The sequence below is a fragment of the Sinorhizobium sp. 22678 genome, assembly GCF_052044265.1.
GTDB lineage: Bacteria > Pseudomonadota > Alphaproteobacteria > Rhizobiales > Rhizobiaceae > Sinorhizobium > Sinorhizobium meliloti_A.
The window spans coordinates 126,216-141,694 of sequence record NZ_JBQEMS010000002.1 but is presented as its reverse complement, the minus strand read 5'-3'; the positions used below and the strand labels follow the sequence as shown (position 1 = coordinate 141,694).

Genomic DNA, 15,479 nt, shown 5'->3' with positions numbered 1-15,479 from the left:
GCTTGCAAATGTCTTTTTGTTCCTGCACAGGAAAACGCGAAAAATCCTCCCGGAGAATGCCATGTCACTGATTTCGCTTGCCGGCGAGCTGACCGAGACCGGCCACCGACTGATCCAGCGGGTCTATTACGAGGACACCGATTTTTCCGGCGTCGTCTACCATGCGCGCTATCTGCATTTCATGGAGCGCGCCCGGACCGACTATCTGCGGCTTCTCGGCGTCGAGCAGGCGTCGCTGGCGATCGAAGGCGACGTGGAAGGCCTCGTCTTCGTCGTCCATCGTATGGAAATCGACTTCAAGGCGCCGGCGCGCATGGACGACGTCCTGACCATCGAGACCGCGACCGAAAAGGCCGGCGGCGCAAAAATGATCCTGCAGCAGCAGATCAGGCGCGGCGACGCGCTGCTGATCGCGGCCAAGGTAATCATTGCGGTCATCAACGGTCAGGGGCGGCCGAGGCGTCTGCCGGAGGCACTGGCAACGAAATTCCTTGCTGCGCAGGCGGCTTCCGGGTGAGCGGCCGGCTCACTCGACCGAGTTCAATATCTTCTTCGTCAGCGACTGACTGATCTTGCCGATCTCCCGCCACGGATCGGTTCCGGATTCTATCCGCTCGACAATGTCCGGAATGTGAAACCCGTTGGCGGCCTCGAGCCCTTGGAGTTCGTCCCAGCCGACCGGAGTGGCCACCGGTCCGCCGGAGCGCGCGCGGGTGGAATAGGGTGCGATCGCCGTGGCGCCGCGATCGTTTCTCAGCCAGTCTATGAAAATCCTTCCCTTGCGCTTCGCCTTCGACATGGTGGCGACGAAATTATCCGGATCGCGCTCGGCAATAGATCGCGCGAGCGCTTTGGCGAAGCCTTTGGCCTCCTCCCATTCGGCATGGGGGCGGAGCGGAACGATGACGTGGACGCCCTTGCCGCCGGTCACCATGGGCACTGTCTTCAGGCCGATCTCGGCGAGCTCGTCGCGAAGCTTGACGGCTGCCGCCTTGACCGTCTCGAAGTCGACGCTCGGATCGGGGTCGAGATCGAAGACCAGACGGTCGGGTTTCTCCAGTCGATCGATGCCTGAACCCCAGATGTGAAACTCGAGCGTTCCCATCTGCACGGCGGCGACGAGGCCCTTGGCATCGTGGATGTACATATAGTTCTCGGTGTCGCCCGATGACTCGGTGATCGGCACTTCCCGGATCGCCTCGGGGAAGCCGTCGCTCGCGTGTTTCTGAAAGAAGCAGTGCCGATCGCCGCCCTGCGGGCAGCGCACCAGCGAAACGGGGTGATCGGCGGCAAAGGGGAGCATCCTCTCGGCGACGACGGCATAATAGCGGGCGAGATCGATCTTGGTGATGCCCTGGCCTTCGAAGAGCACCCGGTCCGGATGCGAGATGCGGATACCGAGGACATCGCCGTCTCCTTGCACAGCCGGCGTCTTGCGCGGCTTGGCCGAGGTTTTGCTTTTGGCGGTCTCCGGCTCCGCTTCCGCCGGCTTCGCTGTCTCCAGTTTCACGGCCCTGGCCTCCTTGTCCTCGCGCAATCCCTCGAATGAACCGTGGCGGACATGTCCGTCAGCCGTGAACTCGGCGAAATCCACCTCCGCCACCAGGTCCGGCTCAAGCCATACCGAATTTCGCATTCTCTCTCGCGGCACGCTGTCGAAGGGCGACGTGTCGCGTCTGCGCTTCGCGAAGGCCGCAGCGAGTTCCTTCATCGTCTTCCCGTTGAATCCGGTGCCGACGCCGCCACGGTAGATCAGCTTCCGGCCTTCGAACGTCCCGACAAGAAGCGAGGCAAAGGCGCGTCCTTTCTTCGAAGATGGGGTATAGCCACCGATGACGAACTCCTGGCGCTTCGTGCATTTCACCTTCAGCCAGCTTCGGCTGCGCCCGCTGCGATAGGGGGCATCCGCCTCCTTGGCGATTATACCCTCCTGGCCTGCCTTGCATATCGCGGAAAGCACGTGCTCGCCATTGCCGCGGACATGCTCGCTGAATTGTATGGTCGAGGTGGTGCCGAGCGTTTGGAGCAGCGCTTCGAGCCGTTCCTTGCGTTCCACGAGCGGCTTACGGCTCAAATCCTTGCCGTCGAGCTCGATGAGGTCGAAAGCGTAAAGCCGTGTGCTGGCCCCCGTTCTAAGCGCTTTCTGCAAGGCCGAGAACGTCGATCCGCCTTCCGACAGCGCCACCACTTCGCCATCGATGAGGGCCGACCGGCAGTCGAGTTCGGCAAGGGCGGCGGCAATTGCCGGGAACTTATCGGTCCAGTCGAGGCCGTTGCGCGTGTAGCAGCGCACGGTGCCGGCGCCGACGGCGCAGACAAGACGGTAGCCGTCGAACTTGGCTTCGTTCAGCCATGCATCGCCGGCAGGCACCTTGGTCACCAGAGTCGCCAGCTGCGGTGCCTTGAAGGCGGGCAGCTTACCGAAGGCTTTTCGCGTGACAGGCTTGCCTGCATTGCCGGTTTCGGCGATCGCGCCGGCCTTGAGATTGGCCGCGATGCTCTCGTTGGAATGCCAGACCCGTGCCTGCTTCTCGCCTTTGCCGTTGGCGATCTCCTCCATTGTCCGGCCGGTGACGATGCTGGTGATGTTCTCGTTGATCAGGCTCTCGCCGTCTTCGGAGGCGATCTCGTCCGTTTCCTTGACGAGCAGCCAGTTCTCGCGCTTTTCGCCTTCGCGTGGCCGCATGCGCACCAGCGCCCAGCCGCCCTTCATTCGGCTGCCATGCAGCTTGAAGGAGAGCTTGCCCTTCTTCAAGGCCTTCGACGGGTCATCCTCCGGCTCCCACCAGCCGGTATCCCAGAGCATCACGGTACCGCCGCCGTACTCTCCCTTCGGTATCGTTCCTTCGAAATCGCCATAGGCAAGCGGGTGGTCTTCGGTACGCACGGCCAGGCGCTTGTCTTCGGGGTTGAGGCTCGGGCCGCGGGTCACCGCCCAGCTCTTCAGCACGCCCTCCCATTCCAGGCGGAAGTCGTAATGCAGGCGGGTCGCAGCGTGCTTCTGGACCAGAAACCGCATCCTGTTGTCCCCGCTGCGCCGCGCGACCGCACCCTTGGGTTCGCTGGTCCGCGTGAAATCGCGGCGCCGGTTATATTCGGAAAGCGGTTGATTGCGAGCGGCCATGGATCGTCAGCCCGATTTCGGCTGGAAGGCTGTATGTTTCGGGGGCCAGGGGCTCATGGCACCGAAACGTGCGACCCGGTGCGAAGTTCCGTATCGCTCAAGCTCAGTCGAACTGCGCGCGCGGTAATACTCCCTTAACCATAATGGTGTCTTAATCCGTGTATCAGGATTTGTGCAGTGCACGTCATCCTTTGACCAAAATTGACGGCAAGAAGGCAGGCTGACGCGAGTAGATCGCAATGCCGCGATCGGTGGCAATACCGGGGCATTCCTGCTGCAGGACGTTTGGGCGACCCGGTCTAGAGCATGAGTTGCTCTGCCGGGTGTTTGGATTCGGGGACTGAAATCGATGGAACAGGTTGGATTGGCCGCGACGAGCGACGTGACCCTCTGGTCGCTCTTCATGCAAGCGGGCTTGGTCGTGAAGCTGGTCATGCTGGGGCTCATCGCCGCCTCGGTCTGGACCTGGGCGATCGTCGTCGACAAGAGCCTCAATTACGGGCGCGTCCGCCGGCAGCTCGACAATTTCGAGCAGGTATTCTGGTCGGGTCAATCGCTGGAGGAGCTCTATCGTACCCTCTCGGACAGGCAGACGAGCGGAATGGGCGCGATCTTCGTTTCGGCCATGCGCGAATGGAAGAAAAGCTTCGAGCGCGGCGCGCGCGCGCCGATCGGCCTGCAGATGCGTATCGACCGCGCCATGGACGTGACGCTCGCCCGAGAATCCGAAGCGCTCGAGGCAAGGCTCGGCTCGCTGGCGACGATCGGCTCGGCTGCACCCTTCATCGGCCTTTTCGGTACCGTCGTCGGTATCATGACCTCGTTCCAGGCCATCGCCGGTTCCAAATCCACCAACCTCGCCGTCGTAGCGCCCGGTATCGCCGAAGCGCTGCTGGCGACCGCCATCGGTCTGCTCGCCGCTATTCCTGCCGTTATCGCCTACAACAAGTTCACCGCGGATGCCGGCAAGCTGACGGCACGCATGGAAGCCTTTGCCGACGAGTTCTCCGCCATCCTGTCGCGGCAGATCGACGAGAAGCTGCAGCCTTCTCGTCAGGCCGCGCAATAACGACCTCAAAGCACGGAGACTACGCTGATGGGTATGGCAGCTGGCGGAGCCAAGGGGTCGGGCGGCGGGCGCCGCCGCCGTGGCGGCAGAAGAAGCGCGATCAGCGAGATCAACGTCACGCCGCTCGTCGACGTCATGCTGGTTCTCCTCATCATCTTCATGGTGGCCGCGCCGATGATGACGGTCGGCGTGCCGATCGATCTGCCGGAAACGCAGGCGAAGGCCATGAACGCCGATACCCAGCCGATCACCGTTTCGGTCAACCCGGCGGGCGAGATCTTCCTGCAGGAGACTCCGATCGCGATCGACGAGGTCGTGCCGAAGCTCGAGGCGATTGCCACGACCGGCTACAATGAGCGCATCTATGTGCGCGGCGACACCAGTGCCGATTACGGCACCGTGATGAAGGTGATGGCACGCATCTCCGCGGCAGGCTTCAAGAACCTGGGTCTCGTAACGCTTCAAGAACAAGAGAAGTGATCGTCCGAATGAAGGGCAGTATCGCTACATCTGCTGTCCTCCACGCTCTGGTTCTCACCTGGGCGCTGGTGTCGCTTGGCAGCCCGGCCGATTTCGAGGTCGCGGATGTCGAGGCGCTGCCGGTCGACATCGTGCCGGTCGAGTCGATCACGCAGATCCAGCAGGGCGACAAGAAGGCTCCGGCCAAGGAAAAGGCATCGCCCGTTCCGACCAAGAAGCCGACGCCTGTCGAAAACGCCGAGAATGTCGGCGAGAACGACGTCGACCTGAAGACGCCGCCCACGCCCAATGTCAAGCCGGTCGAAAACGAGTCGGCCGCAGCGCCGCAGAAGACCGAAAAGGCACCGCCGACACCCGATCCGGTGAAGGAAGCGATCGAGAACGTCGAGGAGAAGCCGGCGGCCGAGCCGGCCACGGAAGTGGCGGCACTCCCCGAACCCAAACAGGAAGTGAAGCCGGACACGAAGCCGGAACCGGCACCGGCGGAAGAACAGCCTGCGGAAAATCCCGAGGCCGAGGCTCTGCCGGACAGGGTGCCGACGCCGCAGTCGAAGCCCAAGGTCGAAAAGCCCGCGCAAACGGCCAAGACGCCCGAACGCAAGAAGGACGAAGCCAAGAAGGAGCAGAAGAAGGCGTCCTCCCAGAAGGAGAGCGACTTCAATGCCGACGAGATCGCGGCGCTGCTCAACAAGCAGGAATCCTCCGGCGGCGGCGCCAAGCGCTCGACCGAGGAGGCGGCCCTCGGCGGCAAGAAGACGACGAGCGGCAATACGCTTTCGCAGAGCGAAATGGACGCGCTTCGCGGCCAGATCCAGAACAACTGGTCGATCATTCCCGGCATGGCCGACGCGGCGGATGTCCGCATCAAGGTAACGATGCGGCTCGACCCGAACGGCGACCTGATCGGCGAACCGGAAGTGGAAGCCAGCGGCGGCTCGGATGCGGCGCGGCGGGCACTCATGGGTGGTGCACGCCGGGCCATTCTGAAGTCTGCTCCCTTCAAGGGGCTGCCGGCCGACAAATACGATTCGTGGAGCGAGGTCGTCGTCAACTTCGACCCGAGCTCGATGCTCTAGACAGGTTGGGCTGGTTGTGGGCGGATCATTGCGCCTCATCCTGCTCGGAACACGAAAGGCTGAAAGGCTTTATGGAAATGCTGAGACGCAATTTTTTCCGCCTCCTGATGGTGCTGGTCGCCGGCTGCGGGCTCATTGCCTCGCCGGCAAATGCGCTCGTCGAGATCAACATCAACAAGGGTAACGTCGAGCCGCTGCCGATCGCGATCACGGACTTCCTGCAGGGCGATCTCGCCCGGAAGATCTCCGACGTCGTTGCCGCAGACCTGAAGCGCTCCGGGCTCTTCGCGCCGATCGACAAGGGCGCCTTCATCGAGAAGATCTCCAATCCCGATGCCGCGCCGCGTTTCGAGGACTGGAAAGTGATCAACGCGCAGGCGCTCGTCATCGGCCGCGTCACGCAGGAAGGCGACGGCAGGCTGAAGGCGGAGTTCCGCCTCTGGGATACCTTTGCCGGCCAGCAGATGCTCGGTCAGCAGTTCTACACCCAGCCGGAGAACTGGCGCCGGGTCGCCCACATCATCGCCGACGCGATCTATGAGAGGATCACCGGCGAGAAGGGCTATTTCGACACGCGCATCGTTTACGTCGCCGAAAGCGGGCCGAAGAACGCGCGCAAGCGCCAACTTGCCATCATGGACCAGGACGGGGCCAATTCCCGGGCGCTCACCAATGCCAACGACATCGTGCTGACGCCGCGCTTCTCGCCGAACCGTCAGGAAATCACCTATATGTCGTTCGAGAACCAGCAGCCGCGCGTCTATCTGCTGCAGCTCGAAACGGGGCAGCGCGAGGTGGTCGGCAATTTCCCGGGCATGACCTTCGCCCCGCGTTTCTCGCCGGATGGCCAGCGGGTGATCATGAGCCTGCAGCAGGAAGGCAACGCCAACATCTATACGATGGATCTGCGCTCGCGCACGACGACGCGGCTCACCAATACCGCGGCGATCGACACCTCTCCTTCCTATTCGCCGGACGGCAGCCGGATCGTCTTCGAAAGCGACCGCGGCGGCAGGCAGCAGCTCTACGTCATGGGCGCCGACGGCTCGGGCCAGACGCGCATTTCCTTCGGCGACGGCTCCTATTCGACGCCCGTCTGGTCTCCACGCGGCGACCTCATCGCCTTCACCAAGCAGTCCGGGGGCAAGTTCTCGATCGGCGTCATGAAGCCGGACGGTTCGGGCGAACGCATTCTCACCACCGGCTTCCACAATGAAGGCCCGACCTGGGCGCCGAACGGCCGCGTTCTCATGTTCTTCCGCCAGAACGCCGGTGCGGGCGGTCCGCAGCTCTATTCGATCGATCTGACGGGCTACAACGAACAGCTCGTCCAGACGCAGGGCTTCGCCTCGGACCCGGCCTGGTCGCCGTTGATGGAATAGGGCCGCCGGCGGGCCCGATCGAGAGAATTGATGAGATTCAAAGATTTCGGGCCGATACGGCCCGAAACTCTTCGTGATCGCGCGTCCACAGTTATGGCAGGGAATGAGGCGAATGTGCCGCTTTCTCGCCGCAAAGTGCTGGTGTAGCAGGCGCCCCGACGCACATTGTCGATTTGTTAACCATATCCGTTGAAAAGCAATTAACCGCTTCCGGTTACAGTCTGGCAACCGTGAATTTGACACTTCTCAAGGAGACCCGGCCCATGAGCCGAATTGACACCCCGGCAGCAAGCCGCATGCAGACCATCGCCCGCAATCCGGTCATGATCGCGCTCGTCATGACGCTTGCCCTTGCTGGCTGCGCTTCCAAGAAGAACCTGCCGAACGATGCTGCCGGCCTCGGACTCGGCGCAGGCGCGGCGACCCCGGGCTCACAGCAGGACTTCACCGTGAACGTCGGCGACCGCATCTTCTTCGATACCGACTCGACGTCGATCCGAGCCGACGCACAGGCGACGCTCGACCGGCAGGCCCAGTGGCTGGCAAAATATCCGAACTACGCAATCACCATCGAAGGCCATGCCGACGAGCGCGGCACCCGCGAATACAACCTCGCGCTCGGCGCCCGCCGTGCTGCCGCGACCCGCGACTATCTCGTCAGCCGCGGCGTCCCTGGAAACCGCATGCGCACGATCTCCTACGGCAAGGAAAAGCCGGTCGCCGTTTGCGACGACATCTCCTGCTGGTCGCAGAACCGCCGCGCCGTTACCGTTCTCGGCGGCGCCGGCAGCTGATTATTCGGCAACGAGGGGGATTCGAAGGGCGGCCTGCGGGCCGCCCTTTCTTTTTTACCACACTTTGGCCGAACTCCGTTGCTTTTTCACGGGAGTTGGAAAACTGTGCGGCACCCCACCTCGGATTCGACGAATGTACTGCGCAAGGCGATTCAGGGGCGGGAGAATCGGTTACGAACAGGACAAATGAAATGAAGAAATTTGTCGTGGCAGGACTGCTTGGCCTCGTGACCCTTGCGGGTCTCGGCTCTACAGCAGATGCCATGCCGCTTTCCGGGCTCTTTGCCCGTACGACGCAGACCGATGCCGGCAGCAAGGGCAACCTTCCGGTAATGAAGGTGCAGTCATCCGATATCGCACGGGTCGGTCAACTCGAGGAACAGATCCGCTCTCTCAACGGGCGTATCGAGGAAATGAGCTTCCAGCTCCTGCAGATGCAGGAGCAGATCCGGAAGTTCCAAGAGGACAACGAGTTCCGCTTCCAGGACCTGGAAAACGGCAGGTCCTCCTCCAAGAAGAGCGGCGCGCTTGAAACGCCGAAATCGAATGATCAGGCGTCCGTCACCCCCGGGGTGACGGATAGCCGGCCCTCGGGCGCTCCGGCTGCCGGCGGCGCCGATAGGGCGGGTGTCGATCCCAGCGGGCCAGGCGCAGCGCCCGCGCCGACGACGCTGGGTCAGATCATCTTCGACGAGAACGGCAATCCCGTCTCTGCAACGGCGGGCGTGGAGCCCGGAGCCAACGCCACTCTGCCCGGCGTCGACACAGGACTTGCGACCCAGGGCGGCGGCCTCAACGACAATCCGGGAAGCGTGCCGGCCAGCGGACAGGCGACCGCGTCCCTCAGCGATCCGGGCGATCTCTACCAAGCAGGCTACAGCCACGTGCTTTCCGGTGATTACAGCATCGCAGAGCAGGAATTCCGCGATTATCTCGATGCCTTTCCAAGCGGCGACAAGGCGGCGGATGCGAGCTTCTGGATGGGCGAGGCACAGTATTCGCAAGGCAAGTACAGCGACGCGGCCAAGACCTTCCTCAACGCGCATCAGAGCCACGGCAAGTCACCGAAGGCTCCGGAAATGCTCTTGAAGCTGGGCATGTCCCTCGGCGCCCTCGACAACAAGGAGACCGCCTGCGCCACGCTGCGCGAGGTCAACAAGCGCTATCCGAAAGCATCACCCGCCGTGAAGGCGAAGGTGGCGAGCGAGCAGAGCCGTTTCGGCTGCTGAGGCGGGCCAAGATGCCCCATGCCGTCCTCGATACGGCCCGAAATTTTCTCCGATCCTTTATCAGGCCCTGCAGGATTCTGGTTGCCGTCTCCGGTGGCAGCGACTCGATGGGGTTGCTTGTAGCCCTGCATGCGGCGATCGCCGCAGATGAGCGCCGTGGATTTTCCCTTGCCGCCTGCACTGTCGACCATGCGCTGAGGCCGCAGTCGGCTCGCGAAGCAGAAGATGTGGCGGCTTTTTGTGCTGCGCTCGGTATTGTCCACCGCGTGTATCGCTGGGAGGGCGCGAAGCCGTCGACCGGCATTCAGGCGGCGGCTCGAAACAAACGCTACGAATTGCTGGCCGAGGCCGCGGTGGCGCTTGGCGCCGATTGCATCGCGACCGGCCATACGCGCGACGACCAGCAGGAGACCGTCGCCATGCGCGTTGCCCGCGGCAGAAGCGATGGTGCTGGAGACGGGGGGCAGGGCGAAGGGCATGGCGCCGCCGGCATGGCCGCGGCCATGTTGTACGGACGGCGGATCTGGGTGTTGCGGCCGTTTCTCGGCTTGGTGCGCGCCGACATCCGCAGCTTTCTCCAGGCATGCGGCGTCTCCTGGATCGACGATCCGAGCAATGCCAACCCCGCCTTCGAGCGGGTCCGGGTGCGTGCCCGGATAGCGACATCCCAGGGGATGCCGACGCCCTTGTGCAACGGGCGCCAGCGCGCCGCCTCTTCCGCCAGAGCCGCCGCCCTGATCGAGAAGCGTATCCGCGTTCACGAGGCGCTGGTCGCGGAGGTTTCGGCGCGGCATGCCGGGGAGATCGACGATGCGGACTGGCGCCGTGCGCTCCTGACGGTCGCGTCGGTTCTCGGCGGGCGCGACCACATGCCCGCTCGCGCCACGGTGCAGCGGCTTTCGCAGTTCCTGCGATCGGGTGAGCCTGGCCGCATGACGGCGGGACGGGTCGTCTTCGACCGGCGGGCAAGCGGTCTCTATCTCTATCGAGAGGCGCGCAACCTGCCGGGGCTCGCCATCGGACCGGGCGGGCAGGGCATTTGGGATGGGCGGTTCACGGTAAAGAGCGGCGGGACGGCGGTTACGGTCGCCGCGGACGCTTCGGGGAGGCTGTGGACTCAGAGGCTTATTGACGCAGGGCTGCCGACGGGGATTGCCAAGCGCGGATCCATGGTGGCACCAGAAATCGCGTCGGCGGACGGCGCGGGGCTCGCCTTCGGCGAGGCTCCGGCGAAAGTCGAGTACTACATCCCGCTTTACGACACCTTTTTGCCGGGTTTCGACAGGATCATGGCGGATGCGGTCGCCGTGTCGTTTGGGCGTGATCGATACCCCGCGCCGCCGGTGCACGATGTTTTGATAGAAATGGAAACGTAACCGGCGGTTTTCCTTGGCAAGGTCACCCCGGACACCTATGTTAGGACCAACAATACAGTCCGGCGAATGCGCGGGCTGCGACAGGTTCCGGGGAGTTCGATGAACCCTAATTTTCGAAATTTTGCCCTTTGGGCAATCATAGCGCTTCTCCTGATAGCGCTATTCAGCATGTTCCAGCAGCCGACCGAACGAGCAGGCTCGCGTGAAATTCCATTCTCGCAGTTCCTCAAGGACGTAGACGCGAGCCGTGTGAAGGACGTGGTGATCACCGGTTCGAAGGTGATCGGCAGCTACACCGAAAGCGGGGCGACTTTCCAGACCTATGCGCCCGCCGTCGACACGGCGCTGACGGAGCGGCTGGAAGCCAAGGACGTCACGGTCACGGTTCGGCCGGAGACGGACGGCTCGTCGGGCTTCCTCAGCTACATCGGAACGCTGTTGCCGATGCTCCTGATCCTCGGCGTCTGGCTGTTCTTCATGCGGCAGATGCAAGGTGGCTCGCGCGGCGCGATGGGTTTCGGAAAGTCCAAGGCAAAGCTTTTGACGGAAGCGCATGGCCGCGTGACCTTCGACGACGTCGCTGGTGTCGACGAGGCCAAGCAGGATCTCGAGGAAATAGTCGAATTCCTGCGCGACCCGCAGAAGTTCCAGCGCCTCGGTGGCCGCATCCCGCGCGGCGTGCTGCTGGTCGGACCGCCCGGCACCGGTAAGACGCTGCTTGCCCGCTCGGTTGCCGGCGAGGCGAACGTCCCCTTCTTCACGATTTCGGGTTCGGACTTCGTCGAAATGTTCGTCGGTGTCGGCGCATCGCGCGTCCGCGACATGTTCGAGCAGGCGAAGAAGAACGCCCCCTGCATCATTTTCATCGACGAAATCGATGCGGTCGGCCGCCATCGCGGCGCCGGTCTCGGCGGCGGCAACGACGAGCGCGAGCAGACGCTGAACCAGCTGCTGGTCGAGATGGACGGCTTCGAGGCGAACGAGGGCATCATCCTCATCGCGGCCACCAACCGGCCGGACGTGCTCGACCCGGCGCTTCTGCGTCCGGGCCGCTTTGACCGCCAGGTCGTCGTACCGAACCCGGACATCAACGGCCGCGAGCGGATCCTGAAAGTGCATGTCCGCAACGTGCCGCTCGCACCGAACGTGGACCTCAAGGTGCTGGCACGCGGCACGCCGGGCTTCTCGGGCGCCGATCTCATGAATCTCGTCAACGAGGCCGCGCTGATGGCGGCGCGGCGCAACAAGCGCCTCGTTACCATGCAGGAGTTCGAGGACGCCAAGGACAAGATCATGATGGGCGCCGAGCGCCGCTCTTCGGCCATGACCGAAGCCGAGAAGAAGCTGACCGCCTATCACGAGGCGGGCCATGCGATCCTCGCGCTCAACGTCCCCTCGGCCGATCCGTTGCACAAGGCGACGATCATTCCCCGCGGCCGTGCGCTCGGCATGGTGATGCAGCTTCCCGAGGGCGACCGCTACTCGATGAGCTACAAGTGGATGATCTCGCGCCTTGCGATCATGATGGGCGGACGCGTTGCCGAGGAACTGACCTTCGGCAAGGAGAACATCACCTCCGGCGCATCCTCCGATATCGAGCAGGCGACGAAGCTTGCCCGGGCGATGGTGACGCAGTGGGGCTTCTCCGACCAGCTCGGTCAGGTCGCCTATGGCGAGAATCAGCAGGAGGTTTTCCTCGGCCATTCCGTCGCGCAGCAGAAGAACGTTTCGGAATCGACCGCCCAGAAAATCGACAACGAAATCCGCCGGCTGATCGACGAGGCCTATGAGACGGCGCGCCGCATCCTCATCGAAAAGAACCATGAATTCGTGGCTCTCGCGGAAGGATTGCTCGAATACGAGACGCTGACCGGCGACGAGATCAAGGCTCTGATCCGCGGCGAGAAGCCGGCGCGCGATCTCGGGGACGACACACCGCCGCATCGCGGCTCTGCAGTGCCGTCAGCCGGCACCAAGAAGGAAGCCGGCACCAAGGGCGAGGAGCCCGAAGGTGGGTTCGAACCGCAGCCGCAATAGGTTCCCACACATGCGCAAATCCAATGCCGCCGCTCCGGAAGGAGCGGCGGCATTTTTGGATGCTCACGTTTCAGTGCAACAGTGGTGCGCCCAAGCGTTGCTCAGGGAAAGATCCGGTTGTAACGCGCTGTAATGATTTCTGATGTTATGATCGGTGCCGTATATTGCGGTTTTATGGCAAATATGGCGCAGATTTGCGGGCGGGTCGCGGAACTATGAAAACCAAGAGCGGAACACGCAGGCGCACGCGGCCGGCACAAGAGGCGACGCCGAAGCAGGACAATGGAGTTTTTATGAAGCGCAGATATTTCGGCACCGACGGCATTCGCGGCCAGTCCAATATATTTCCGATGACGCCGGACCTCGCCATGCGGGTCGGCATTGCAGTAGGAACGATTTTCAGAAACGGCGCTCACCGCCACCGGGTGGTGATCGGCAAGGACACGCGCCTGTCCGGCTACATGCTCGAGAACGCAATGGTCGCGGGCTTCACGGCAGCGGGGCTCGACGTCTTTCTGCTCGGCCCGATCCCGACGCCCGGCGTTGCCATGCTGACGCGGTCGCTGAGGGCCGATATCGGCGTGATGATCTCCGCCTCGCACAATGCGTTCCGCGACAACGGCATCAAGCTCTTCGGGCCCGATGGCTACAAGCTCTCGGATGACATTGAACAAAAGATCGAAGAACTGTTGGAGCAGGATATGTCCGGGCAGCTCGCCAAGCCGGAGGATATCGGCCGGGCCAAGCGCGTCGACGGTGACATCTACCGGTATATCGAGCAAGCCAAGCGGACGCTGCCGCGCGACGTCACGCTGAAAGGTCTTCGGATCGCGATCGATTGCGCAAACGGTGCCGCCTACAAGGTCGCGCCCTCCGCCCTTTGGGAACTAGGCGCCGAAGTCGTTACGATCGGAACCGAACCGAACGGCGTCAACATCAACCTTGAGTGCGGATCGACGCATCCGGCGGCGCTTCAGAAGAAGGTGCACGAGGTGAGGGCGGATATCGGCATCGCGCTCGACGGAGACGCCGACCGTGTTCTGATCGTCGACGAGGAGGGGGCAGTCATCGACGGCGACCAGCTCATGGCGGTCATCGCCGACAGCTGGGCGGCAGATGGCATGCTCAAGGGCGGCGGCATTGCCGCGACCGTCATGTCGAATCTCGGCCTCGAACGCTACCTTCAGGCGCGCCGGCTCAAGCTCCACCGCACCAAGGTGGGCGATCGCTACGTCGTCGAGCAGATGCGTCAGGACGGCCTGAACGTCGGTGGCGAACAATCGGGCCACATCGTGCTTTCCGATTTCGGCACCACCGGCGACGGCCTCGTCGCGGCGCTGCAGATCCTCGCGGTCGTAAAGCGCCAGGGCAAGACTGTGAGCGAGATCTGCCGTCGTTTCGAGCCCGTGCCGCAGGTCCTGAAGAATGTTCGCGTTGCGGCCGGCAAGCCCCTGGAGGATGCCGGCGTGCAGCAGGCGATCGCCGATGCGGAGGCGCAGCTCGCCAAGAACGGGCGGCTGCTCATCCGGCCCTCCGGCACCGAACCGCTGATCCGCGTCATGGCGGAGGGCGACGACCGCGGTCAGGTCGAGCGCATCGTCGACGAACTCGTCAACGTGATCGGCGGCGTGCGCAACGCTGCCTGATTAAGAAATAGCCGCTGCCCCTCATCCGCAGGCGGATGAGGGGCAATCACTGTACGTAAATATACCGACCGAATACTTCCAAAAGTTAATATTCAAGGTAAATTTTTGTAGTTAATCAGGGATTAACCTTTCCCCTTCATCATGCATCGAAGCATACAAAACGGCTGCGACTATGATCCGTCAGCCGTTCAAGAATACACTAATGTATTGGGGTTGGGGCATGAAGAAGATTTTTAGGGGCGTTGCTGCGGCTCTGCTGAGCGGCACGCCGGTTTATGCAGCGGACGTCTATCAGCCGCCCGTAGAAGCACCGTTCGTCGAGCAGCCGGTGGAGGTGGTCGAAGCCAGCGGCTGGTATTTGCGCGGCGACGTCGGTTACGCGTGGAACGATTTGCGCGGTGCCCACTATTTCCAGGGCTCGAACAGCAATCTGGTCGATTTCGACCGCGCCGATGTAGATGATTCCTACGTCCTTGGCGGCGGTGTCGGATACCAGATCAACAGCTATCTGCGTGCCGACGTCACGCTCGACTACCTCGGCGAGTCCGACTTCAACGGCTCTACCAGCGGCGGTTGCGGGGTAGCCGTCAACTGCGTCTCGAACGATGTCGCATCGATGTCCGCCTGGAGCCTGCTGGCCAATGCCTATGTCGACCTCGGGACCTACGGTGCCTTCACACCCTATGTCGGTGCCGGTATCGGTGGCACCCGGGTAAAGTGGGGAACCCTGCGCAACACGAGTTGCGACGTTACGGATCCCGGCAACTGCGACCCGACGATCGAGCACAAGGGCGAAAGCGATTGGCGCTTCACCTATGCGCTGATGGCCGGTACCGCCGTGGATCTCACCTGCAATCTCAAGGCCGATGTCGGCTACCGCTTCCGCCATATCAACGGCGGCAACATGTTCGGCTACAATCTCAACAGCGGCCCGGCCTACGACAAGGACATCTATGTGCACGAGGCGCGCGCCGGCCTGCGCTATTCCTTCGGCAACAATTGCGAAGCGGCCTATGTGCCGCCGGCCGAGCCGATCGTATATAAGTGATCCGGGCTAAGGCCTGTTGAGATTCGGGCCACCGCCGCCGCTTGTTTGATCGCCTCATCCCTGTGACAAGCACAGGGACGAGGCAGAGGCCAGATTGCAGTCCTGCGAAAAGTTCCCTACAGCGCCGCGCGTCTTATGAGACGCGCGAATGGCGCTGTAGCCCTTTGAGCTGCTGCATGTTTTTGTCCATTGACCGCTTTCCATGTTCCTAAGAGACA

Annotated in this window: 12 protein-coding genes; 11 read left to right on the top strand and 1 reads right to left on the bottom strand. The window is 62.8% G+C overall.

What is annotated here, in order from left to right; translation table 11 throughout:
- Window positions 1-61: 61 nt before the first annotated feature.
- A complete protein-coding gene (gene ybgC, locus ACTJKL_RS04105) occupies window positions 62-517 on the top strand; it encodes a tol-pal system-associated acyl-CoA thioesterase (protein WP_100672982.1) in 456 nt (151 codons plus the stop codon).
- Window positions 518-526: 9 nt separating this feature from the next.
- Here ybgC and ligD read toward each other — a convergent pair whose 3' ends face one another.
- Window positions 527-3,124 carry a DNA ligase D gene (gene ligD / locus ACTJKL_RS04100; RefSeq protein ID WP_440852236.1) on the bottom strand — a complete coding sequence of 866 codons (2,598 nt, stop codon included), beginning with the start codon at window positions 3,122-3,124 and terminating at the stop codon, window positions 527-529.
- A gap of 349 nt (window positions 3,125-3,473) precedes the next feature.
- Here ligD and tolQ point away from each other — a divergent pair, with 349 nt between their 5' ends.
- From tolQ to ACTJKL_RS04050, 10 genes are all read left to right on the top strand, one after another.
- Entirely contained in the window at window positions 3,474-4,193 is a 720-nt protein-coding gene (gene tolQ / locus ACTJKL_RS04095; protein ID WP_003527594.1) for a protein TolQ, read from the top strand.
- Between the two features lie 27 nt (window positions 4,194-4,220).
- A complete protein-coding gene (gene tolR / locus ACTJKL_RS04090) occupies window positions 4,221-4,673 on the top strand; it encodes a protein TolR (protein WP_100672984.1) in 453 nt (150 codons plus the stop codon).
- Window positions 4,674-4,681: 8 nt separating this feature from the next.
- Complete coding sequence (tolA, locus tag ACTJKL_RS04085) at window positions 4,682-5,749, top strand: cell envelope integrity protein TolA (protein WP_100672985.1); 1,068 nt, start codon at window positions 4,682-4,684, stop codon at window positions 5,747-5,749.
- A gap of 71 nt (window positions 5,750-5,820) precedes the next feature.
- Entirely contained in the window at window positions 5,821-7,131 is a 1,311-nt protein-coding gene (gene tolB / locus ACTJKL_RS04080; RefSeq protein ID WP_018096845.1) for a Tol-Pal system beta propeller repeat protein TolB, read from the top strand.
- A gap of 263 nt (window positions 7,132-7,394) precedes the next feature.
- A complete protein-coding gene (gene pal, locus ACTJKL_RS04075) occupies window positions 7,395-7,925 on the top strand; it encodes a peptidoglycan-associated lipoprotein Pal (protein WP_018096846.1) in 531 nt (176 codons plus the stop codon).
- 191 nt (window positions 7,926-8,116) lie between these two features.
- On the top strand, window positions 8,117-9,154 hold the full coding sequence (gene ybgF / locus ACTJKL_RS04070) for a tol-pal system protein YbgF (protein WP_440852235.1): 1,038 nt from the start codon (window positions 8,117-8,119) through the stop codon (window positions 9,152-9,154).
- Between the two features lie 11 nt (window positions 9,155-9,165).
- Window positions 9,166-10,530, top strand: a complete 1,365-nt coding sequence (gene tilS, locus ACTJKL_RS04065) for a tRNA lysidine(34) synthetase TilS (protein WP_440852234.1) — start codon at window positions 9,166-9,168, stop codon at window positions 10,528-10,530.
- A 99-nt stretch (window positions 10,531-10,629) separates the two neighbouring features.
- On the top strand, window positions 10,630-12,567 hold the full coding sequence (gene ftsH / locus ACTJKL_RS04060) for an ATP-dependent zinc metalloprotease FtsH (protein WP_100672988.1): 1,938 nt from the start codon (window positions 10,630-10,632) through the stop codon (window positions 12,565-12,567).
- A gap of 293 nt (window positions 12,568-12,860) precedes the next feature.
- Entirely contained in the window at window positions 12,861-14,213 is a 1,353-nt protein-coding gene (gene glmM, locus ACTJKL_RS04055) for a phosphoglucosamine mutase (RefSeq protein ID WP_100673061.1), read from the top strand.
- A 172-nt stretch (window positions 14,214-14,385) separates the two neighbouring features.
- A complete protein-coding gene (locus ACTJKL_RS04050; protein WP_198516772.1) occupies window positions 14,386-15,261 on the top strand; it encodes an outer membrane protein in 876 nt (291 codons plus the stop codon).
- Window positions 15,262-15,479: the final 218 nt, after the last annotated feature.